Source organism: Pseudomonas sp. AC136 (assembly GCF_979258585.1).
This window is the reverse complement of sequence record NZ_OZ409865.1, coordinates 2,300,091-2,318,871: the sequence shown is the minus strand read 5'-3', so window position 1 is coordinate 2,318,871 and position 18,781 is coordinate 2,300,091. Positions and strand designations below refer to the sequence as shown.

General features: G+C 60.7%; 21 protein-coding genes. 3 read left to right on the top strand and 18 right to left on the bottom strand.

The genetic code is table 11. The features are described from left to right. Positions 1 to 72: 72 nt before the first annotated feature. From ACZZZU_RS10510 to ubiE, 9 genes are all read right to left on the bottom strand, one after another. On the bottom strand, positions 73 to 780 hold the full coding sequence (locus ACZZZU_RS10510; RefSeq protein ID WP_463550536.1) for a 16S rRNA (uracil(1498)-N(3))-methyltransferase: 708 nt from the start codon (positions 778 to 780) through the stop codon (positions 73 to 75). Next, a complete protein-coding gene (tatC, locus tag ACZZZU_RS10505) occupies positions 777 to 1,562 on the bottom strand; it encodes a twin-arginine translocase subunit TatC (RefSeq protein ID WP_122494559.1) in 786 nt (261 codons plus the stop codon). The genes ACZZZU_RS10510 and tatC overlap by 4 nt, the downstream gene beginning before the upstream one ends. Further along, on the bottom strand, positions 1,559 to 1,990 hold the full coding sequence (gene tatB, locus ACZZZU_RS10500; protein ID WP_463550535.1) for a Sec-independent protein translocase protein TatB: 432 nt from the start codon (positions 1,988 to 1,990) through the stop codon (positions 1,559 to 1,561). The genes tatC and tatB overlap by 4 nt, the downstream gene beginning before the upstream one ends. A gap of 3 nt (positions 1,991 to 1,993) precedes the next feature. Beyond that, positions 1,994 to 2,254, bottom strand: coding sequence for a twin-arginine translocase TatA/TatE family subunit (locus ACZZZU_RS10495; RefSeq protein ID WP_463383796.1), 261 nt, complete (start codon positions 2,252 to 2,254; stop codon positions 1,994 to 1,996). 68 nt (positions 2,255 to 2,322) lie between these two features. Then, positions 2,323 to 2,655: a phosphoribosyl-ATP diphosphatase gene (locus ACZZZU_RS10490; RefSeq protein ID WP_122494769.1), complete on the bottom strand. Its 333-nt coding sequence runs from the start codon at positions 2,653 to 2,655 to the stop codon at positions 2,323 to 2,325. 22 nt (positions 2,656 to 2,677) lie between these two features. Then, on the bottom strand, positions 2,678 to 3,079 hold the full coding sequence (gene hisI / locus ACZZZU_RS10485) for a phosphoribosyl-AMP cyclohydrolase (protein ID WP_463383795.1): 402 nt from the start codon (positions 3,077 to 3,079) through the stop codon (positions 2,678 to 2,680). Between the two features lie 63 nt (positions 3,080 to 3,142). After that, a complete protein-coding gene (gene ubiB, locus ACZZZU_RS10480; protein WP_122494551.1) occupies positions 3,143 to 4,753 on the bottom strand; it encodes a ubiquinone biosynthesis regulatory protein kinase UbiB in 1,611 nt (536 codons plus the stop codon). Then, entirely contained in the window at positions 4,750 to 5,379 is a 630-nt protein-coding gene (locus ACZZZU_RS10475) for an SCP2 sterol-binding domain-containing protein (protein WP_122494549.1), read from the bottom strand. The genes ubiB and ACZZZU_RS10475 overlap by 4 nt, the downstream gene beginning before the upstream one ends. Then, the gene (gene ubiE, locus ACZZZU_RS10470) at positions 5,379 to 6,149 is read right to left on the bottom strand and encodes a bifunctional demethylmenaquinone methyltransferase/2-methoxy-6-polyprenyl-1,4-benzoquinol methylase UbiE (protein ID WP_122494547.1); all 771 of its coding nucleotides are present in this window, start codon (positions 6,147 to 6,149) and stop codon (positions 5,379 to 5,381) included. The genes ACZZZU_RS10475 and ubiE overlap by 1 nt, the downstream gene beginning before the upstream one ends. Before the next feature lie 150 nt (positions 6,150 to 6,299). On the opposite strand from ubiE, the gene ACZZZU_RS10465 reads away from it, so the two are divergent. From ACZZZU_RS10465 to ACZZZU_RS10455, 3 genes are all read left to right on the top strand, one after another. After that, complete coding sequence (locus ACZZZU_RS10465; protein ID WP_122494545.1) at positions 6,300 to 6,575, top strand: polyhydroxyalkanoic acid system family protein; 276 nt, start codon at positions 6,300 to 6,302, stop codon at positions 6,573 to 6,575. 101 nt (positions 6,576 to 6,676) lie between these two features. Further along, positions 6,677 to 7,123: a phasin family protein gene (locus ACZZZU_RS10460; RefSeq protein ID WP_122494543.1), complete on the top strand. Its 447-nt coding sequence runs from the start codon at positions 6,677 to 6,679 to the stop codon at positions 7,121 to 7,123. 10 nt (positions 7,124 to 7,133) lie between these two features. After that, the gene (locus ACZZZU_RS10455; RefSeq protein WP_463550534.1) at positions 7,134 to 8,129 is read left to right on the top strand and encodes a phasin family protein; all 996 of its coding nucleotides are present in this window, start codon (positions 7,134 to 7,136) and stop codon (positions 8,127 to 8,129) included. Positions 8,130 to 8,214: 85 nt separating this feature from the next. Here ACZZZU_RS10455 and ACZZZU_RS10450 read toward each other — a convergent pair whose 3' ends face one another. From ACZZZU_RS10450 to ACZZZU_RS10410, 9 genes are all read right to left on the bottom strand, one after another. Then, the gene (locus ACZZZU_RS10450) at positions 8,215 to 8,829 is read right to left on the bottom strand and encodes a TetR/AcrR family transcriptional regulator (protein WP_463550533.1); all 615 of its coding nucleotides are present in this window, start codon (positions 8,827 to 8,829) and stop codon (positions 8,215 to 8,217) included. A gap of 75 nt (positions 8,830 to 8,904) precedes the next feature. Beyond that, positions 8,905 to 10,590, bottom strand: coding sequence for a class II poly(R)-hydroxyalkanoic acid synthase (gene phaC, locus ACZZZU_RS10445; protein ID WP_122494537.1), 1,686 nt, complete (start codon positions 10,588 to 10,590; stop codon positions 8,905 to 8,907). Between the two features lie 200 nt (positions 10,591 to 10,790). Next, on the bottom strand, positions 10,791 to 11,654 hold the full coding sequence (gene phaZ, locus ACZZZU_RS10440) for a poly(3-hydroxyalkanoate) depolymerase (RefSeq protein ID WP_463550532.1): 864 nt from the start codon (positions 11,652 to 11,654) through the stop codon (positions 10,791 to 10,793). 229 nt (positions 11,655 to 11,883) lie between these two features. Next, positions 11,884 to 13,566 (bottom strand): class II poly(R)-hydroxyalkanoic acid synthase, encoded by a 1,683-nt coding sequence (gene phaC, locus ACZZZU_RS10435; protein WP_122494533.1) that lies wholly within the window; start codon positions 13,564 to 13,566, stop codon positions 11,884 to 11,886. A 271-nt stretch (positions 13,567 to 13,837) separates the two neighbouring features. Beyond that, the gene (locus ACZZZU_RS10430) at positions 13,838 to 14,212 is read right to left on the bottom strand and encodes a gamma-butyrobetaine hydroxylase family protein (RefSeq protein ID WP_463550531.1); all 375 of its coding nucleotides are present in this window, start codon (positions 14,210 to 14,212) and stop codon (positions 13,838 to 13,840) included. 119 nt (positions 14,213 to 14,331) lie between these two features. Further along, complete coding sequence (gene hslU, locus ACZZZU_RS10425; RefSeq protein WP_463550530.1) at positions 14,332 to 15,672, bottom strand: ATP-dependent protease ATPase subunit HslU; 1,341 nt, start codon at positions 15,670 to 15,672, stop codon at positions 14,332 to 14,334. 14 nt (positions 15,673 to 15,686) lie between these two features. Then, positions 15,687 to 16,217 carry an ATP-dependent protease subunit HslV gene (gene hslV, locus ACZZZU_RS10420; RefSeq protein ID WP_122494527.1) on the bottom strand — a complete coding sequence of 177 codons (531 nt, stop codon included), beginning with the start codon at positions 16,215 to 16,217 and terminating at the stop codon, positions 15,687 to 15,689. A gap of 194 nt (positions 16,218 to 16,411) precedes the next feature. Continuing rightward, complete coding sequence (gene gbpA / locus ACZZZU_RS10415; protein WP_463550529.1) at positions 16,412 to 17,938, bottom strand: N-acetylglucosamine-binding protein GbpA; 1,527 nt, start codon at positions 17,936 to 17,938, stop codon at positions 16,412 to 16,414. Between the two features lie 162 nt (positions 17,939 to 18,100). Next, positions 18,101 to 18,781 carry an SPOR domain-containing protein gene (locus ACZZZU_RS10410; RefSeq protein WP_122494523.1) on the bottom strand — a complete coding sequence of 227 codons (681 nt, stop codon included), beginning with the start codon at positions 18,779 to 18,781 and terminating at the stop codon, positions 18,101 to 18,103.

The window sequence follows — 18,781 nt, the reverse complement described above, 5'->3', positions numbered from 1 at the left end:
GGATTCAAGGACGCTTTCGCGAGCAAGCTCGCACCTACAGGGTATTCGTCACGCCCGAGGGCGCCGCGTGGCCTAAAACAGCCGCGCTATCAGCGCCGTTACCGCTGTTTCCACCCGCAGAATCCGCTCGCCTAATTGCACGGGCTGCAAACCCGCCTCGGCGAGCTTATCGACTTCGTAGGGAATCCAACCGCCTTCCGGGCCGATGGCCAGCGTCACCGGGCCGTCCACCGCGCGGGGGCACGCCGGGAATAGGCCGGGATGCCCGACCAAACCCTGGGTGCCGGCACAGAGCTGCGCCAGGTGGTCTTCCACAAACGGTTTGAAGCGCTTTTCGATGCGCACTTCAGGTAGCACCGTATCGCGCGATTGCTCCAGCCCCAGAATCAATTGCTCGCGAATGGCCGCCGGTTCGAGAAACGGGGTCTGCCAGAAGCTTTTTTCGACGCGGTAGCTGTTGAGCAGAATTAAGCGCGGCACGCCCATGCTGGCGACGGTTTGCAGCACGCGCCGCAGCATTTTCGGGCGGGGCAGGGCCAGCAGCAGGGTCAGCGGTAGTTTTGCCGGCGGCGGCTGGTCGAGGGTGATTTGCAGCTCGGCTTCAGCGCTTTCCAAACGCAGGATGTGCGCCTTGCCCATCAACCCGCCGATTTGGCCAACCCGCAGGCTGTCGCCCGATTCGGCGCGGTGCACCTCTTGCAGGTGAGTCAGACGGCGGTCGCGCAGAATCACGCGGTCGGCGCCGACAAAGTCGGCGTCTTCCAGAAGCAGCAGGTTCACGGTTGGGTGGCGGGCGGTTGCGCGTCGTCGCTGGCCGCTTCTTCGCGCGGGCGTTTGCGCACCATGGCGCCGAAGAACACGCCAATTTCGAACAGCATCCACATCGGCACGGCCAGCAGGGTCTGCGACAGCGGGTCCGGCGGCGTAAGGATCATGCCGACCACAAAGCAGCCGATGATTACGTACGGACGAATCTTGCGCAGGTACGCCACGTCCACCACGCCGATAGTCACCAGCAGCACCACGGCCACCGGAATCTCGAACGCCACGCCAAAGGCGAACAGCAGCGTCAGCACGGAGTCGAGGTAGGTGTTGATGTCAGTCATGGGCGTAACGCCGACTGGCGCCGAGCCCAGCAGGAAGTGGTAAATCAGCGGCAGCACGAGGAAGTAGGCGAACGCCATGCCGCCGTAGAACAGCACCACGCTCGAGGTCAGCAGCGGCACGGCGACGCGTTTTTCATGCTTGTACAGGCCCGGCGCAATAAAGCCCCAGGCCTGGTAGAGAATCACCGGCATGCTGGCAAACAGCGCCACCACCATGGTCAGTTTCAGCGGTGCCAGAAATGCCGACGCCGGGTCGATGGCGATCATCGTGGCGCCTTCGGGCAAGAAGCGGCGCAGCGGCTCCGAGGCCAGGGTGTAGATGTCGCGCGCGAAGTAGAACAGGCTGGCGAAAATCAGGAAGGTGGCCGCCACGCAGCGCAGCAAGCGCGAGCGCAGTTCGGTGAGGTGCGAGACCAGCGGCATTTGCTGGTCGTTTTCCGGGGTGTCTGCGCTCATGGGGCTCGCGGCGGTTGGGGGCTGACAGGCAGTTCCAGCTGGGTTTGCTGCTGCTCGGGCGGGCTGGGTTCAGGTGCTGGTTTGGGCGCCGGCGCAGGCGCTTCGGCGGCCGCGACGGCGGGCTGTGTCACGGGCGGCGCAACGGGCGTGGCCTCGGCAATCGGTGCGGCAGCCGGCACCTGCGGCGGGGCGATGGCGTTTCGGGCTTCCTGTTCCAGCGCCAGAATGTGCTCGTTGTGCAGCTGCCGACGAATTTCATCGGCGCCGATTTCGCGTTCCACTTCCTGTTTGATCGCATTGAAGCTGCGTTTCAGGCGCCCGATCCACAGGCCTGCGGTGCGCGCGGCACCGGGCAGGCGTTCAGGGCCGAGCACCAGCAGGGCCACCAGGCCCACCAGCAGCAATTCGCCGAAGCTAATGCCAAACATGGGTCAGTCCTTGCGCGCTGGCTCTTCGACTTTCTGCGCGTGCGCGTCGATGGTGTGCGGTTGGTTCAGCGGTGCGTTTTGCGCTTGGGTCGGCTGCGCCGGAGCGGGCTGCTCGCTCGGCTTCTCATCGTCATTCATGGCTTTACGGAAGCCTTTGATGGCCTCGCCAACATCGCTGCCCAGGCCTTTGAGCTTCTTGGTACCGAAGACCAACACGACCACGATCAGAATGACGACCCAGTGTTTCCAGTCAAAAATACCCATGGAACGGTTCCTCTCGAGATGGTGGGTTACGCAGCGCGGGCTGCGAATAACGCATTAAAACGGATAAGTCAGGACGGCTCGCGCGCGGCTTTTTCCGCATGGCCCGACAAGCCAAAACGCCGGTCCAGTTCGTCCAGTACCGCTTGTGGGTGCTGGCCCAGCGCGGCAAGCATCACCAGGCTGTGGAACCACAAGTCGGCGGTTTCGTAGATGACGTCGCTGCAGTCGCCACTGACGGCAGCATCTTTAGCGGCAAGAATGGTTTCGACCGATTCTTCGCCGACTTTTTCCAGAATTTTGTTCAAGCCCTTGTGATACAGGCTGGCCACGTACGAGCTGTCGGGCGCGGCGCCTTTGCGCTCTTCAAGCACCTGGGCAAGGCGGGCGAGGGTGTCGTTCATGCCTGCGTTATTCATGCCTGGGTTACTCATGTTTGTGTTCGCCGGCATAGATCGCGTGGGGGTCTTTGAGCACCGGGTCGACTGCCTTCCACGCGCCGCTTTCGTAAACGCGGTAGAAGCAGCTTTCACGACCGGTGTGGCAGGCGATGCCGCCGAGTTGCTCGACCATCAGAATGATCACGTCTTCGTCGCAATCCAGGCGCATCTCATGCAGCTTTTGCACGTGGCCGGACTCTTCGCCTTTGCGCCAGAGTTTGCCACGCGAGCGCGACCAGTAGATGGCGCGCTGCTCGGCGGCGGTGAGGCTCAGGGCCTCACGGTTCATCCAGGCCATCATCAGTACGCGCCCGGTTTTGTAGTCCTGGGCAATGGCCGGCACCAGGCCGTCACTGTTCCAGTTGATTTCATCTAGCCAATCGTTCATTGCAATTCCGTCGTTCGGGCGGGCACATCGTCGGGCGAGTTTGCCAGTTGAGGCCGCTACTGGCTATCGGCGCAAAATCAGGTACAGCCCGCTCGCGGCCATCAGCCAGGCCGGCCAGGTGGTCGCTGCCGTCAGGCTCGCGGCTGCCAACGCCAGGGTAATGCCGCCGCCCAACAGGGCGGTGCCCAGCAAGCGCAGCGTCCATTTATCACCGCCGCCCGGCTGCTGTTGCATGGGCGGGTTATACAGATGCGGCTGCGCCATGCGTTCGAGCAACTCGCGGGTCATGTGTGCCAAGTGCGGCACTTGTTCGACTTGCGATTGCAGGTTCTGCAGCAGGTTTTTCGGGCTCACGCGTTCACGCATCCAGCGTTCCAGGTACGGCTGTGCGGTGGCCCACAGGTCGAGGTCCGGATACAGCTGGCGACCCAAGCCTTCAATGTTCAGCAAGGTTTTTTGCAGCAGCACCAGTTGCGGCTGAATTTCCATGTTGAAGCGCCGCGCGGTCTGGAACAGGCGCATCAGCAGCAGCCCGAAAGAAATGTCTTTCAGCGGCCGCTCGAAAATCGGTTCGCACACAGTACGGATCGCCGCTTCGAAGTCGTTCACTTTGGTTTCTGCAGGCACCCAACCGGAGTCGATGTGCAACTGGGCGACCTTGCGGTAGTCACGCTTGAAAAAGGCCACGAGGTTGCGCGCCAGGTAGTCCTGATCTTCCGGGGTCAGGCTGCCGATAATGCCGCAGTCGATGGCGATGTACTGCGGGCTCCACGGCGTACGGGTGCTAACAAAGATATTGCCGGGGTGCATGTCGGCGTGGAAGAAGCTGTCGCGAAACACCTGGGTGAAGAAGATTTCCACGCCGCGCTCGGCCAGCACTTTCAGGTCGGTGCGCTGGTCGGCGAGGGTGGCGAGGTCGGTGACCTGCACGCCGTAGATGCGCTCCATCACCAGCACTTGCGGGCGGCACCAGTCCCAATACACCTGCGGCACGTATAGCAGCGGCGAACCTTCGAAGTTGCGGCGCAGCTGGCTGGCGTTGGCCGCCTCGCGCAGCAGATCGAGTTCGTCGTAGATGGTTTTTTCGTAGTCGCTGACCACTTCCACCGGGTGCAGGCGGCGCGCTTCGCCAGACACACGCTCGGCCAGTTTGGCCAGCAAAAACAGCCAGGCAATGTCGGCGCGGATCACTGGTTTCAAACCGGGGCGAACCACTTTCACCACCACTTCTTCACCACTGCGCAGTTGCGCAGCGTGCACCTGGGCCACCGAAGCGGAAGCCAGTGGCTGGGTGTCGAAACGGGCGAACACGTCGCCGACCTTGGCGCCCAGCTGCGCTTCAATCAGCGCCACCGAATGCGCCGGGTCGAAGGGCGGCACCTGGTCTTGCAGGAACGCCAGCTCGTCGGCCATGTCCAGCGGCAGCAGGTCGCGGCGCGTGGACAGTAGCTGGCCGAATTTAATAAAGATCGGCCCCAGATCCTGAAGCGCCAGGCGTACGCGTTCGCCCCGGCTCAGCGCCAGCTTGCGACGCGGCAGCCAACGCCACGGCAGAAAGTAGCTGACGCTGCGCAGCCACCATGGCAGCGGCAGCTCAAGAATCAGATCATCGAGACGGTAGCGAATGACCACGCGCTGGATGCGCAACAAACGGCGGACGGCAAGCAGCTTCATTCGGGTTCGCTAGGTTTGGAGTTGAGGGTCAGGGCCAGGCGCTCGACGCGGGCGTCGAGCCGATCAAGGGCAAGCTTGAGGTCATCCAGCTCGGCAAAACGCGCTTGTGCTTCGTTCTCGCCGACCAGGGTGCGCGACTCTTCGCTGAGGTAATCCGCCACGTTCTGGCGCAGGCTGTCGAGGTTCTGACTGGTCCAGCGCGCGCGGCTTTTCAAATGACTGCTGAGCAACTGGCTGCCTATCGGCCCGAGCCAGCGGCCAATTTCGTATTCCCAGTCTAATTCGAGGTCTTGCAGCACGCCGGCCAAATCGAGCAGTACGGCGCTGTCGCCATCCAACTCAACCTCGGGGCTGTGCAACACAGCGGTTTTGTCTTTGCTGACGCCCAACCGCACCAAGCTACTGGCCGGCGCGCGCAGGCGGCAGGCGATGTCGCCTTCCCACTGCGAAGCCAGACGCAGACCGGCACCGTCGGCCAGCACGAATGCCTTCACGGCCGGCGAGCTGCATTCCACGGCGATCACTTTACCGGCCAGGTGCGCGAGACGCGGCAAGGCGGTCGCGTCGAGGCGCAGCACGCGGTTGATGCCGGTCTCGGCCGCAGCCAGAAGCGCCTGGGTCAACATCAGGGTTTGATACCGCGGTGCAAGGCGACGATGCCGCCGGTCATGTTGTGGTACGTGGCGCGCTCGAAACCGGCCTCGATCATCATGGCTTTCAGGGTTTCTTGATCCGGGTGCATGCGGATCGATTCGGCCAGGTAGCGGTAGCTTTCCGAATCGTTGGTGATCAGCTTGCCCATTAGCGGCAGCAGGCTGAACGAGTAGGCGTCGTAGGCCTTGGACAGCAGGTTGCTGGTGGGCTTGGAGAATTCCAGAATCAGCAAGCGGCCGCCCGGTTTGAGCACGCGCAGCATGGAGCGGATCGCTTCATCTTTATGGGTGACGTTGCGCAAGCCAAAGGCGATGGTCACGCAGTCGAAGTGGTTGTCCGGGAACGGCAGCTTTTCCGCGTCGGCCTGCACGAACTGCACATTGTTGGCCACGCCGCTGTCGAGCAGTTTGTCGCGGCCCACTTTGAGCATCGAGGCGTTGATGTCGGCCAGGACCACTTCACCGGTGGGGCCGACCAAGCGGGAAAACTGACGGGTCAGATCGCCCGTGCCGCCGGCGATATCCAACACCCGATTGCCCGTGCGCACGCCCGAAAGCTCGATGGTGAAGCGCTTCCAAAGACGGTGAACGCCCCCGGACATGAGGTCGTTCATCAAGTCATATTTGGCGGCTACAGAGTGGAAAACCTCGGCGACTTTGTCGGCCTTTTGGCTTTCCGGCACGCTTTGGTAGCCGAAGTGGGTAGTCGGTTCGGCATCACTGCCTTTGCGCGGATCGTTCATATGCGGTCACCGGAAGAAAGTGCCGGCCATTCTAATCGCGGTCACCGGCTTTGTCTTGGCAAGGCGTGCGGTGGCGGTTACGGGGCGACTGCCCTTGGCGTGGCGCTCGCGTTATAGTCGCGCGACTTTTGGTCGCATGAGTTATCAACTATGGCCCGCATTACCGTCGAACGTTCACACACTCTTGGCACGCAAGGCGCGCGCGCCAAAGCCGAGGCGCTGGCCGAGCGCCTGGCCGAAGAGTATTCGGTGCGTTATCAGTGGAAGGGCGACGTGTTGGAATTCAAACGCAGTGGCGCTGACGGCACCATTGAAGTGGGCGAAGACAACGTGCGCGTCGAACTCAAGTTGGGCCTGCTGTTATCGGCCATGAGCGGCACGATAAAACGCGAAATTGAAAAAGGCTTGGACGAGTCCCTTAGTTGAGCCCGCGCATACCTAGTATGTGAATTCTAATTTTCCCGGCTAATTTCAGTGCAGGCCTGCAAAGAGCAGGCGGTTTTTTCCTTCTCTTTGTGAGGTGCACCATGGCCAAAGTTGCAGCTAAAAAAGTCGTCGTAAAAAAAGACGAAATCCAAGCGTCCCTGCTGACCGATGTTAAACATTACAGCCGCCAAATTTGGCTGGCCGGTTTGGGTGCCTACGCCAAGGTTGGCAAAGAAGGTGCGGGCTATATCAAAGGCCTGGTGAGCGAAGGCGAAGGCATCGAACGACAAGGCAAAAAACTGGTCACAACGCAGGTCGAAGCGGCGAATAGCCAGCTCGACTCGGTTAAACAATCAGTCAGCAGCAATGTCTCCAGCGTTAAAAGCAAAGTTGAAGTGCAGTTCGACAAAATCGAAAAACTTTTCGATCGTCGGGTCGCCAGCGCGTTAAATCGTGTGGGTATCCCTTCGCGCCAGGATGTTGATGCGCTCTCTGCTAAGCTGGACGTGCTGAATGCGTTGGTTGCACGTGTCGCTAAGACTCAATAAGGAGAGCGGGATGGTTGCTAAAAAGAAAGTCGAAAAACAAAGCAGCTCGTGGGTTGGCGAAGTTGAAAAATACTCGCGCCAAATCTGGCTGGCTGGGTTGGGCGCCTATTCGAAAATCAGCAAGGACGGCACCAAGCTGTTCGACACGCTGGTAACCGATGGCGAGAAAGCTGAAAAGTTGGCCAAGACCGAAGTCGAGAAGCAAGTTGGCGCCGTGAAAACGTCCGCTAAAACATCTGCCAAGTCGGCTAAATCCAAGGTCGATGAAGTTCGCGGCCTGGCGATTGGTAAATGGGGCGAGTTGGAAGAAGCCTTCGACAAACGTCTGAACAGTGCCATTTCGCGTCTCGGCGTTCCGAGCCGCAATGAAGTGAAAGACCTGAACAGCAAAGTTGACGTGTTGACCAAGCAGCTGGAAAAACTGACTGGCATTTCTGCCAAAACAGTGGCCGCTAAACCAGCACCGAAAGCCGCTGCCAAACCAGCCGCTAAACCGGCTGCCAAGGCCGCTGCTAAACCTGCAGCCAAGCCCGCAGCAAAAGCGGCGGCCAAACCCGCAGCCAAGCCAGCAGCAAAAGCCGCCGCTAAACCGGCTGCCAAAGCTGCCGCAAAACCGGCGGCCAAGCCTTTGGTTAAAGCCGCTGCTAAACCGGCTGCTAAACCCGCCGCCAAAGCCGCCGTCAAGCCAGCCGCAAAACCGGCCGCCAAGCCGGCTGTTAAAGCCGCTGCCAAGCCGGCTAATAAACCTGCAGCGAAAGCCGCAGCCAAGCCCGCTGCAAAACCGGCCGCCAAGCCAGCCGCGAAACCCGCTGCCGCTAAGCCGGCTGCCAAGCCTGCGGTAAAACCTGCACCGAAGCCGGCCGCTGCCAAGCCTGCTGCACCGAAGCCGGCGGCCGCTGCTGCCAAACCGGCGACACCCGCACCAACGCCAGCGCCAGCAGCTACCGCTGCAACTACGCCGGCTGCAACGCCAGCTGCACCGACGACGCCAAGCACGTCGTCCTGAGTGAATGTGCGGTAAATGAAAAACCCGGCCAGATGGCCGGGTTTTTTTATGGGCAACTCAAATCAAACAGGACCGCAGCTCATGGTCACGCTTGCAGGTAGCGCTGCGCCAAGAGTTCAGCCGTGCCGCGCGAGTCTTCGCGCAAATGCGGCGTCACCAGCATCATCACCTGAAACACCACCAACCGAAGCTCGCCGACGTTGCCCAGAATGCGTTGGTAGTCGAGGGAGAACAGCAGCGTCAGGGTGATTTGTTCCACCAACAATCCCAGCGCCTGGGTGTTGCTCGTGACATGCCCGTCCGCTTTCAAACCCGCCAGCAATGCCGCCAGGGTGCGCTTCAGCGAGTTGAGCCACAGGCGAATACCGCGTGCCAGTTTGGGCAAGCGGCCGGCCAGATTGGAAAGGTCTTGGAACAGGAAACGATAGTGCGCCAGGCGCTCGACGATCAGGTGCAGGAACAGCCAGTAATCCTCCACGTTCAAGCGCGCACCGGCCGGTGGGTCGAGCAGCGGCGCCATGTCGGTTTCGAAGCGTTCGAACAGCTCCATCACCAGCGGCTCTTTGCCGTGGAAGTGGTAATAGAGATTGCCTGGGCTTATTTCCAGCTCGTTAGCAATTTCCAGGGTGGAGACGTTGGGTTCGCCCTGCTGGTTGAATAACACCAAGGCACATTCGAGGATTCGGTCGCGGGTTTTCATCCATTCTTCTTATGTCAGACGATCCATTGGCCGACGTTAACTGGCCAGACGCCGCCTGGCCAGTGTTGTTGCGCTTTACACCTCGTGCACGTAGGTGCCGGGCGCGGCTTGCATCGGCGGGTAGTTCTGGTTGCCGATGGCCAGTAGCGTTTCGCGCTGTTCACCAGAGCGCGCTTGAATCCACTCCATCCACACGGGCCACCAACTGCCCGTGTGCTGCTTGGCGTCGTAATACCAGGCGCGCGGGTCGGAGGTGAGCTTGGCGTTCTCGAAGAAGTTGGCTTTCGGGTTGCCAGGCGGATTAAGGATGCTTTGGATGTGGCCGCTGTTGGACAAAATAAAACGCCGGTCGCCGCCCATTAGCAGGGTGGAGCGATACACCGCGTCCCACGGCGTGATGTGGTCGTTGATGCCGGCCACGCTAAAGCTGTCGACGTTTACTTTTTGCAGGTCGATGGGCGTGCCGCACACTTCCATGGCGCCGGGGCGGGTCAGTGGGTTGTGTTTGAAGAAGTCCAACAAGTCGCCATGAAACGCTGCTGGCAGGCGGGTGTTGTCGTTGTTCCAGTAGAGAATGTCGAAGGCCGGCGGCTGCTTGCCGAGCAGGTAGTTGTTGACCCAGTAATTCCAGATCAGGTCGTTCGGGCGCATCCAGGCGAACACGCGCGCCATGTCGCGACCGTCCAGCACACCGTTCTGGTAAGACCGGCGTTTGGCGGCTTCGAGGGTTTTCTCGTCGGCGAACAACATGGCCGGGCTCTCGATCTGGCTGTCGAGCAGACTCACCAAATAACTGGCGCTGCTGACGCGGCGCAGTTGCCGTTTGGCCAATAGATGGCCTTGCATCGCCGCGATGGTCAGGCCGCCAGCGCAGGCGCCGATCAGGTTGACGTCTTTGCTGCCGGTGATGGCGCGGGCCACATCGGTGGCCGCCTCCAGCGCTTGTACGTAACTCGACAAGCCCCATTCCCGGTGACGTGCATCGGGGTTGCGCCAGCTCACCATGAACACTTGCAGGCCGTTCTTCAGGCAGTACTGGACGAAGCTCTTTTCCGGGCTGAGGTCGAAGATATAAAACTTGTTGATTTGCGGCGGCACGATCACCAGCGGTTTGGCGAACTGCTTTTCGCTCATCGGTTTGTACTGGATCAGCTCCAGCATCTCGTTGCGAAACACCACGCTGCCCGGCGTGGTGGCCAGGTTGCGGCCCACTTCAAACGCCGTTTTGTTCACTTGCCGGGGCAGACCGCTGTTGTGTAGCAGGTCGTCATAGAGGTGGCGCACGCCTTTGAACAAGCTGGTGCCGCCGCTGTTGAGCAGTTCTTTGATGGCCAGCGGGTTGAGCACGCTGTTGGAGGGCGACATGGCATCGCCGAGCAAGGTGGCGATAAACCTCGCGCGGGTGCGGTCGTCGGCGGGTAGATCGCTCTCTTCGATCCAGCGGTGCAATTGCTGCTGCCAGGCGAGATACGCTTGCAAGCTGCGGCGGTAGAACGGGTTGAGTTGCCAGGTGGGATCGGCAAAGCGCGCATCGTTCGGGTTGGGTTTGTGCAGCGTATCGCCGATAAGCACACGGCCTAACTGCCCGCCCAATGCCAAGGCGTGCTTGGCGCTGTAAACCGGCCGGCGCAGGCCTTGCAGCGCCACGGTGCGCATGGTGCTGAGCAGGTCGCGCCCGCGCAAACCCATGACGGCGTTCTGCGCGTTCATTGCATTGGCCGGTGCAGTGGTCACCGGGGTGGTCACAGATTTGTCTCGCATGGGGCAACACTCCGTCGTCAAACCAGCAAGGGACTCAACGTCAATTGGTACAGAGCAAGGCTTGTACCAAGGCGCGCCGGAGGTGCATTCCAGACAACCGCGCAAAGAACAGCAGGTGGGGCGCCCAGCGCCCTATTGGGTCAGGCGCGCACTGCTCGAACTGATTCAGTGCGCACCGCTGGGCTGCTTGTTGTTATGGGTCAGTGATCGCGAGCCGGCGAAGGTGTCGGCTGTGGGTGCATCACCGCACGTTGGCGTTCCTCTTGTAAGAATTTCATGATGATCGGCGCGACCGCTTCTGCCCGGGTAATGAGGAAGAGGTGGCCGTCGTCGATCACATGCAGTTCCGAATTCGGAATTCTCCAGGCTAGCAGACGCATGTTGATCAGGGGGATCAACGGGTCGTCATCGCCCGCTAGCACCAGGGTCGGTTGGGTGATTTTGTGCAGCCAGTGCACGCTGGTCCAACCCATGCCGGCGAACAACTGCCAGTAGTAACCGAGCTTGCCGGAGGAGCGCACTTTGCTGGCGTGGGCCATCGCCAGGTTGGGGTCGCGGCGGAAGGCACCGCCGTAAATATCCGGGGCGATCTGCACGCCGTAAGACGGCTGCACGTAGCGCCGAGGACTGGCCATGCGCCACAGCACTTTTGGTTTGCCCGGCACCATCAAGGCGCCCGCTGAGGTGGCCGCGAGCACCAGCTTTTTACAGCGCTCCGGGTAGTCATGGGCAAACTGCTGGGCCAGCGCGCCGCCCCACGACACGCCGATGGCGTTGACCTGGCCGATGTCCAAATAGTCGAGCATGCGCGCCGCCAGTTTGGCCAAGCCAGGAAAGCGGTAAGGCCGATTGGGCGTCGACGAACCGCCTACGCCCGGTACGTCGAAGGCGATGACTTCGAGGTCGGGGTCCAGAGCGGCAACGAAGGGAAACACCAATTCGAGGTTGGCGCCGATGCCATTGAAGATCAGCAACGGCGTCAGGTGCGGCTTACCCGGTCGGACCGCCGTGCGAATGGTTTGCCCATCGAGATCGATGGTGCGGAAAACAAATGGTAACGGCATGCGCTAGCCCTATGGGTGACCCTACGAAGCTCTGGCGGCGCCGTCCCGCGCGCCTATCCAGAATAACGAAACCGGCATCCGTGCTGGCTTCGTGTCCACTGCAGGCGCGTAGCACGTCAGCAGTGGGCGGCACATCCGGGTGCCGCGGGCAGTGTATGCAGTCAATCGGTTGGTAAAACCGCTCAGCCGTTCGAGCATCGGCCGCGCGTATTGCAAACAGTGCTCGCCCTTAGCGCTCGTGAACATACGTGCCGGGCGATGCTTCGCCTGGCGTGTACTGTTTGTTGCCCAGCACCACAGGTGCCTTTTTCAATTTGCCCGAGCGATCGGCCAGCCATTTCTGCCAGTGCAGCCACCAGGAATCGGTGTGCTTGGTGGCGTCTTCTTGCCAGGCTTTGGGACAGTCCGGCAGGTCGCCTTCGCTGGTGGAGAAGCGCGCTTTCGGGTTGCCCGGCGGGTTGAGAATGCTTTGGATATGGCCGCTGTTGGACAGCACAAATTCGATCTTGCCGCCAAACAGGCGCGCCGAGCGGTAGCAGGCTTCCCACGGCGTGATGTGGTCGTTGGTGCCCGCCAGGCTGAAGATATCGGCGGTGACTTTCTTCAGGTCGATGGGCGTGCCGCACACTTCCAGCGCGTCGGCGCGGGTCAGCGGGTTGGTTTTGAACAGTTCGATCAGGTCGCCGTGGAAGGCGGCCGGCAAGCGCGTGGTGTCGTTGTTCCAATACAGAATGTCGAACACCGGCGGTTCATTGCCGAGCAGGTAGTTGTTGACCCAGTAATTCCAGATCAGGTCGTTGGGGCGCATCCAGGCGAACACCTTGGCCATGTCGCTGCCTTCCAGCACGCCGGCCTGATACGAACGACGCTTGGCGGCTTCCAGGGTCTGCTCGTTAACGAACAGCGCCACCTGGGTGTCGAGTTTGGTATCGAGCACGCTGACCAGCAGGGTCAGGGCATTCACCTTCTTCTCGCCAATGGCCTGGTAGTGGCCGAGCAGGGCGGCGGTGGTGATGCCGCCGGAGCAGGCGCCAAGCATGTTGACGTCTTTGGCACCGGTGATCGAAAGGATCACTTCAATGGCTTCTTTCAGCGCTTCGATGTACGTCGACAGGCCCCATTCACGCTGTGCCTTGGTCGGGTTGCGCCAACTGACGATAAACGTCTGCACGCCATTGCGCAGGCAGAAACGCGCCAGGCTTTTTTCCTGCGACAGGTCGAATACGTAGAACTTGTTGATTTGCGGCGGCACCACCAGCAGCGGACGTTCGTGCACTTGCTCGGTGGTGGGCTTGTACTGGATCAGCTCCAGCAGGTTGTTGCGAAACACCACTGAGCCTTCGCTGAGGGCCAGGTTTTTGCCGACCTCGAAGGCGTCCATGTTGACCTGGCTCGGCATGCCGCCGTTGTTGACCAAGTCTTTGGCCAGGTGGCCGAGGCCGTCTAGCAAACTCTTGCCGCCGGTTTCGAAGAAGCGTTTGAGCGCGGCCGGGTTGGCCATGCTGTTGCTGGGCGCCATGGCTTCGGTGAGCAGATTGATCACGAAGTGGCCCCGGCTGATGTCGGTCTCTGACAAGTTGCTGTGCTCGACCCAGCTGTGCAGTTCTTTGCGCCAGGCCAGGTAGCTTTGCAGGTAGCGCTTGTACAGAGGGTTTTGACTCCAGGCGGGATCGGCGAAACGTTTGTCGCCGGCGTCGGCGTCCAGTTCGGAGCTGCCGAGCAGGACGTTTTTCAATTCGATGCCCAGGTGGGCGATGTGCTTGGCACTGTGCAGCGGTTGTTTGTAAGCCTGTGCAAGGATCATGCGGGCAGAAGCGAGAATGTCTTTGCCGCGCAGGCCAATGACAGGATTGAGCCCTAGGGTGTTGTCCGAGGCCTGGCGTTGCAGGTCTTCATTATTTTTGTTGCTCATCAACGACGCTCCATTGTCCTGAGGCTGATACCGGCATGCTGCTGTGCACGGACACAGGGCGTTAGCGCCTAGTACTGCTCGGGTTACCGGGGGCGGAGCTAGCTCCGCTTCATTCATTGCATCTGACACAGTCAAATGCACGGAACCTGCCAGGTAATTGGTTACCCGAGTTTCAGCGTTTGCGCAAGCAGGCCAGTCACTTGGCCAAGCGCGTAGGGGAGTATGCCGAGGGGGTTTAGAAAGTTCGCCCTAACCTGTCGGAAGGGTCGGATTAGAGCATCAGCTTGACCACGGACACCGCCGGGTCACGCGACTTTCCAGCGCGCGCGAGCTCTTGAAGATAATCAGCCCAGAGTTCTTCCTGACGTTGCGCCAGTTGCTCCAGGTAGTCCCAGGTGAACAATCCGCTGTCATGCCCGTCGTCGAAGCACAACTTTAGTGCGTACTGCCCAGCCGGTTCGATACGGCTTAAGCCGACGCCTAATTTGCCAACCTGCAGAATCGGTTTGCCATGGCCCTGCACTTCCGCCGAGGGCGAATGCACCCGCAGAAATTCAGCGGGCAGGGTGTAGGTTTCGTGCTCGCCGTATTTCAGCGTGAGGGTTTTTGAGGCTTTGTGCAGCTCGATGGCGGTGGGAATACGCATGGTGCTGCTCGCTTGGAAAACAGGATGTTGAATCGTAGGAGCCAGCTTGCTGGCGAACCCTGGAAACGAGGTTTTCCAGGGTTCGCCAGCAAGCTGGCTCCTACGAAAAGAAGACCGCGTTAGAGAATATAGCGCGACAGATCTTCGTCTTGCGCCAACTCGCCCAGGTGGCTGTTGACGTACTCGGCGTCGATGCTGATGGCGTTGCCGTCCTGGCTGCTGGCCAGGTCACCGGCGCTGAACGACACCTCTTCCAGCAACCGCTCAAGCAATGTGTGCAAACGGCGCGCGCCAATATTCTCGGTCTTCTCGTTAACCTGCCAGGCAATTTCGGCCAGACGTTTGATACCGTCCGGGGCGAAGTTGATGGTCAGGCCTTCGGTCAGCAACAGCTCGCGGTATTGCTCGGTGAGCGAGGCGTGCGGCTCGGTGAGAATGCGCTCGAAGTCATTCGGCGTCAGGGCCTTCAACTCAACGCGAATCGGCAAGCGGCCTTGCAGCTCGGGCACCAAATCGCTTGGCTTACTCAGGTGGAAAGCGCCCGAGGCGATGAACAGGATGTGGTCGGTTTTGACCATGCCCAGCTTGGTGTTTACCGTGCAGCCTTCGATCAGCGGCAGCAAGTCGCGCTGCACACCTTCGCGGGACACATCGGCACCGCCGACATTGCCGCGCTTGGCCACTTTGTCGATTTCATCGATAAACACGATGCCGTGCTGTTCGACGGCTTCCAGCGCCTGAGCTTTTAATTCCTCTTCGTTGACCAGGCGCGCCGCTTCTTCGTCGCGCACCAACTTGAGTGCCTCTTTCACCTTGAGCTTGCGGGCTTTCTTTTTGCCCTTGCCCATATTGGAGAACAGGCTTTGCAGCTGGTTGGTCATTTCTTCCATGCCGGGCGGGGCCATGATCTCCACGCCACCTGGCGCGTCGGCCACTTCGATCTCGATGTCTTTGTCGTCCAGCTGCCCTTCGCGCAGACGCTTGCGGAACAGCTGGCGGGTGTTGGAGTCGTGACTTGGCGTCTGGTCTTCATTGAAACCAACGCGGGCCGGCGGCAACAGGGCGTCGAGGATGCGTTCCTCGGCGGCGTCTTCCGCGCGGTGACGGACTTTGACCATCTCCTGTTCGCGCAGCATTTTGATCGCGGCGTCTGCGAGGTCACGGATGATCGATTCCACATCGCGACCGACGTAGCCGACCTCGGTGAATTTGGTCGCTTCCACTTTCAGGAAGGGCGCGTTGGCCAACTTGGCCAGGCGGCGGGCGATTTCGGTTTTACCGACGCCGGTCGGGCCGATCATCAGAATGTTCTTCGGCGTCACTTCAGCACGCAATTCGGCAGGCAGCTGCATGCGGCGCCAGCGGTTGCGCAGCGCGATGGCTACGGCACGCTTGGCTTCGTCCTGGCCGATGATGTGACGGCTCAGTTCGTGAACAATTTCGCGGGGCGTCATGGGCATGGAATGGTCGGGCCTCAGACAGCGAGGTCCAGCTCCTCGATAGTCAGATTGTGATTGGTGAACACGCAGATATCGCCGGCGATACCCAATGCAGTTTCGGCCACTTCGCGGGCACTGAGTTCACTGTGCATCAGCAGCGCGCGGGCAGCGGCCTGGGCGTAAGGCCCGCCGGAGCCCATGGCAATCAGGCCGTCTTCGGGCTCAACGACGTCACCGTTGCCGGTGATGATCAACGAGGCGTCTTTATTCGCCACAGCGAGCATGGCTTCCAACCGGCTGAGGGAGCGGTCGGTGCGCCATTCTTTGGCCAACTCGACGGCCGCACGAACCAGGTGACCCTGGTGTTTTTCCAGTTGCCCTTCGAAGCGCTCGAACAGGGTGAAGGCGTCGGCGGTTGCGCCGGCGAAACCGGCAATTACCTGGCCGTGGTACAGGCGACGGACTTTTTTCGCATTGCCTTTCATCACGGTGTTGCCGAGAGAAACCTGGCCGTCGCCGCCCATGACGACTTTGCCGTGGCGACGAACTGAAACGATGGTGGTCAAGGGGAAAGTCTCCACGCTGGGGGCGAAAGTGCCCTAGTGGAAACTCATATGGGGGAGGGTGCCGGGCATTTCAACCGCTGCCGGGCAATGGGGTGGGATCAACGTTTACGTCAGTGTGTGTCAGGGTGGCGACGCTTAAGAAACAGCGAGGCAAGCGCCTCGCTGTTTCAACCGAACGCTAGTGGCTTCTCAGCTTATTCGCGGGTCCAGGCCATCTGCCAGTGCGAACCGGTGCCCGGCTCGTATTGGGTTGCGCTGGTGCTCCACTGCACGCAGTAGCCGCTGTAGGGGAACGGCTTGCAGACGTAAGTGTTGCCGTCGCGGGCCAACACTTTCGTGCCGGCTTTGTAGCTCTTCAGGCCTGTGGGGAACACGTAGTCATGGGCGCTGGCGCTTGGCGCGTCGATAGTGAAACGGTGGGTTTTTTGCAGCGGCTCGCCTTGTTCCGGCTTCGCCACCACCACCAGGTCGTAGGTGCCGCCCGCCGGGTTATCCAAGGTGAACATCAGGTGTGGCGAGGTTACGCCCGCAGCGCTCTGTTGATACGCCACGCTTTCGCCAGCGGCGTTGAAGATAGTGGCGCTGACGGTGTACGCGCCGCCTTGGGTGAGAGCGTTGAAATGCAGCTGTGCTTTACCGCCTTCCACCCGGTAGGTGTCTTGCAGGCCGTTTAGCTCGAGGCTACCCGCGGTGATGGGTGCGCCTTGAATTTTCTGGATTTCGACCCGCACGACATCGCTGTCGGCCTTGCTGTACACGCTGTTTTGCCCGTAGTTAGGCACCACTTCGTTGCGCGTGTTGAGCTCGCCCATCAAGTAACCGGCGTTGGCTTTTGCCACCTTTTGCGCCAGCAGGAACGGCCAGATGTTGGCTTGGGCCTGATCGACCGTTTCGATGGTCAGCAAGGTTTGGCGGTCGGCTTGTTCGCCTTGGGCAGTGAACACGCGGGTTTTTACCGTGTCGCCCACTTGCAGGGCTTGCGGCTGCACGGTGCCGATATTTCTCCAGGCAGCGGCCGGTACGGTAACAGGCGGTGTGGCTGTACCTGGAGCGCTGGCGCCGGTGCCGCTGATGTTGACGTCGATGACTTGGTAGAACGTGGCGGCGGTGTCGGCAATTTTCCACGTGGCCAAGATGACGTGGTAGCCACTGTGGTCGTTCGGAATATTCACCGTATGGTCGCTGCTGTCGCCGTTTGCGGGGCGCGCACCGTAGGCATCTTCATGCAGCAGCGGCGTCAGTTCGAAAGAGTCGCGCGTCAGCGGTTGGTTGGGATTCCAGTCTTTCTTGGTGATGTAGAACTGGTAGTACGACGTGGCGTGGCCAGCGGTGTAGTGCCATTTGAAGGTGTTCGGGCCGGGCTTGATCGGGTTCTTTGCCCAGCGCGTGGCGGATTGCTCGTTCAACTGACCGAACGCCGCCATGCCAGCAGCGGCGATGGTTTCGTTGGCCGGGCCGCACTGAGTGAAGTCGCCGGCACAGTAAGCGCCGTTGAAGTGATGGTTGACCGAGGGGCCGTACTCCAGGCTTTGAGGTTCGTATGCCACGTTGCCGCAGTTGCTGTTCAGGTTGCCGGCCGAGGCGGTGCACAGAACGGCACGCGATTTAGGTTGTTCCACATAACCGTGGGCCGATACCTGCTGAGCCGTAAGCCCGGCCAGACTCATCGCAGCTAGAAGTGGCAGATGACGTAAAGGCGAAGGAAGGGATGACTTATGCATACGAAGCGACCTTTTCATAGGAGAGGACGCTCGGGCGGATAGGGCGTTGGCGTAGCTTTTTCACGCTTGGCCCGAGCGGCATCGACTATGCCGCTCGGGGGTATGGCGCCTATGTAGGAAGCTGCCCAAGGGCATTGGGGCAACTTTGCGGCGCGTGGTGGCTTAACGTCCTTGTCGCTGTTGCAGCAGCAAGTTGCTGAAGCCGCTGCCGGCCAGCTTCTTCTGCGCGGCCGTGAGTTGCTCACGGTTGCTAAACGGACCCACCAGCACGCGGTACCAGGTTTCTTCGCGCACCATGCCCGACTCCACCTGAACGTCCTGCCCCAGCAGAATGATCTGCGCGCGCACTTTGTCGGCGTCGTCTTGCTTGCGGAATGAGCCGGCCTGCAAGAAATATTGGGTCACTGCCGCTTTAACTGCCGTGGGCAATGGCGGCGGGGTTTCGCCCTTGAGTGCCGCTTCCGCGCGCGCGGCGTCGGCTTTGGCCAGCTCGGCCGGCGTGGCAGGTGGCGGCGTTTTTTCCGGCACGGCTTCCGGCGGCACGATGACTTCCGACTCGGGCAGCAAGGTATAGAAGTCGTACTTGGGCTTGACCGGACCGCTGGGCGTCGGCGTATTGGGGTTCGCCGGCGTTTTCGGCACCACGGTGGTTTTGGTGTTTTTGTCGTCGGGCTTGTCGCGCTGGATTTCTTTGCGCCCCGGTTCAAGCTTCATCAACAGCACAATGAATGCGCCGATGGCCAAGCCGCACGCCAGCCAGATCCAGCCCGGAACGGGACGTTTTGCAGGCGCTTGATAGCGGCTTGCGCCGCGCTTGGGTGCAGGTTTTTTCTTAGCCGCCAA

Bases quoted from the DNA above. Each gene is read 5' to 3' on its own strand.
- tatC (WP_122494559.1), bottom strand. From the start codon at position 1,562: ATGAGCGCAGACACCCCGGAAAACGACCAGCAAATGCCGCTGGTCTCG.
- tatB (WP_463550535.1), bottom strand. From the start codon at position 1,990: ATGTTTGGCATTAGCTTCGGCGAATTGCTGCTGGTGGGCCTGGTGGCC.
- ACZZZU_RS10495 (WP_463383796.1), bottom strand. From the start codon at position 2,254: ATGGGTATTTTTGACTGGAAACACTGGGTCGTCATTCTGATCGTGGTC.
- ACZZZU_RS10490 (WP_122494769.1), bottom strand. From the start codon at position 2,655: ATGAACGACACCCTCGCCCGCCTTGCCCAGGTGCTTGAAGAGCGCAAA.
- hisI (WP_463383795.1), bottom strand. From the start codon at position 3,079: ATGAACGATTGGCTAGATGAAATCAACTGGAACAGTGACGGCCTGGTG.
- ubiB (WP_122494551.1), bottom strand. From the start codon at position 4,753: ATGAAGCTGCTTGCCGTCCGCCGTTTGTTGCGCATCCAGCGCGTGGTC.
- ACZZZU_RS10475 (WP_122494549.1), bottom strand. From the start codon at position 5,379: ATGTTGACCCAGGCGCTTCTGGCTGCGGCCGAGACCGGCATCAACCGC.
- ubiE (WP_122494547.1), bottom strand. From the start codon at position 6,149: ATGAACGATCCGCGCAAAGGCAGTGATGCCGAACCGACTACCCACTTC.
- ACZZZU_RS10465 (WP_122494545.1), top strand. From the start codon at position 6,300: ATGGCCCGCATTACCGTCGAACGTTCACACACTCTTGGCACGCAAGGC.
- ACZZZU_RS10460 (WP_122494543.1), top strand. From the start codon at position 6,677: ATGGCCAAAGTTGCAGCTAAAAAAGTCGTCGTAAAAAAAGACGAAATC.
- ACZZZU_RS10455 (WP_463550534.1), top strand. From the start codon at position 7,134: ATGGTTGCTAAAAAGAAAGTCGAAAAACAAAGCAGCTCGTGGGTTGGC.
- ACZZZU_RS10450 (WP_463550533.1), bottom strand. From the start codon at position 8,829: ATGAAAACCCGCGACCGAATCCTCGAATGTGCCTTGGTGTTATTCAAC.
- phaC (WP_122494537.1), bottom strand. From the start codon at position 10,590: ATGCGAGACAAATCTGTGACCACCCCGGTGACCACTGCACCGGCCAAT.
- phaZ (WP_463550532.1), bottom strand. From the start codon at position 11,654: ATGCCGTTACCATTTGTTTTCCGCACCATCGATCTCGATGGGCAAACC.
- phaC (WP_122494533.1), bottom strand. From the start codon at position 13,566: ATGAGCAACAAAAATAATGAAGACCTGCAACGCCAGGCCTCGGACAAC.
- ACZZZU_RS10430 (WP_463550531.1), bottom strand. From the start codon at position 14,212: ATGCGTATTCCCACCGCCATCGAGCTGCACAAAGCCTCAAAAACCCTC.
- hslU (WP_463550530.1), bottom strand. From the start codon at position 15,672: ATGCCCATGACGCCCCGCGAAATTGTTCACGAACTGAGCCGTCACATC.
- gbpA (WP_463550529.1), bottom strand. From the start codon at position 17,938: ATGCATAAGTCATCCCTTCCTTCGCCTTTACGTCATCTGCCACTTCTA.